Here is a 1,450-nt window from a genome sequence, read left to right on the forward strand (position 1 = left end):
CTAGTAGGGCTTGGTCAGGTTCACTCGCCGGTGGCGTGTCCGGTTGAGGGGGCTGTGTCGTTGACCGGGGGTGACACCTGAGGAGTTGGATGTAGTCCGGTGCCGTCTGGAGGACTTCGCGGCGGATGTGTTCGAGCCGTTCGCGCGGGCGGATCAGCGTCGGTGGGGCGGGGTGTATCTGCGGGGTCTGCTTCTGGACGGGCAGCGCAAATCGGTGGAGCCGATGGCCGCGCGGCTGGGTGAGGACGGCAACCGGCAGGCTCTGGCCCACTTCATCACCACCAGCCCGTGGGATCCGGCGCATGTGCGGGCCCGCCTCGCGTGGAAGATGGCTCCGCTGATCACGCCGACCGCGCTGATCATTGATGACACGGGCTTCCTCAAGGACGGTGACGCGTCGGCCTGTGTGTCGCGGCAGTACACCGGCACCGCCGGCAAGGTCACCAACTGCCAGGCGGGCGTGTCCTTGCACCTGGCCTCGGACACCGCCTCGACGGCGATCGACTGGCGCTTGTTCCTCCCCAGGAGCTGGGATCCGGCCTCGCCGCAGGCCGACCCGGCCAAGGTGGCCCGCCGCGAGCGGTGCGGCATCCCCGCGGAGGTGGGCCATGTCGAGAAGTGGCAGCTGGCCCTGGACATGATCGACGAGACCCGGTCCTGGGGCATCGATGTCCCCCTCGCCGTTGCCGACGGCGGCTATGGCGATACGGCAGCGTTCCGGCTGGGCCTGGAAGAACGCGGGCTCGACTACGTGGTGGGCATCTCCACCACGACCACCGCCCACCCGGAACAGGCACGGCCACACACCCCGCCTTACAGTGGCCGCGGCCCCCGGCCCCAGCCTGCCTATCCCGAAGCGGCCCAGACAGTGAAGGCACTGGTCATCGCTGCCGGCAAAAGGGCCGCACGGCCCGTGCAGTGGCGGGAAGGCTCCCGCCCGGGCAGCGGCCGCAGCGGCTTCAAGCGCATGTACTCGCGCTTCGTGGCCCTGCGGATCCGGCCCGCCGGACGCGAGATCCGTAAAGCCGCTGACAGTCCCGAACTGCCCGTGCGCTGGCTACTGGCGGAATGGCCGGCCACCGAGGCCGGACCCGTCCAGTTCTGGCTGTCCAGCCTGCCGGCCGACACCCCACTGGCAACCCTTGTGCGCACCGCGAAGCTGCGCTGGCGCATCGAGCACGACTACCGCGAGATGAAACAGGCCCTGGGCCTGGCCCACTTCGAGGGCCGCACATGGAACGGCTGGCACCACCACGTCACCCTCGTCTCCGCCGCCCACGCCTTCTGCACCCTCCAGCGCATGGCCCGCACCCCAAAAGAGACGGCGCCGGCCTGAGCCTCTACCAGGTCGTCCGCGAGATGCAGTTACTCCTCGCGGTCTGGACCGGCGCCTGCCCCACCTGTCACCGCGACATACCCACGGCGATACCAACCTGACCAAGCCCTACTA

1 protein-coding gene is annotated in these 1,450 nt (G+C 69.4%); it reads left to right on the top strand.

Annotated elements, in window-relative coordinates; all coding sequences use genetic code 11:
- The first annotated feature begins 70 nt into the window (after positions 1-70).
- A complete protein-coding gene (locus AC0699_RS39745) occupies positions 71-1,336 on the top strand; it encodes an IS701 family transposase (RefSeq protein WP_478671602.1) in 1,266 nt (421 codons plus the stop codon).
- Positions 1,337-1,450 lie beyond the last annotated feature (114 nt).

The sequence above is a fragment of the Streptomyces sp. NPDC043870 genome (assembly GCF_056435785.1).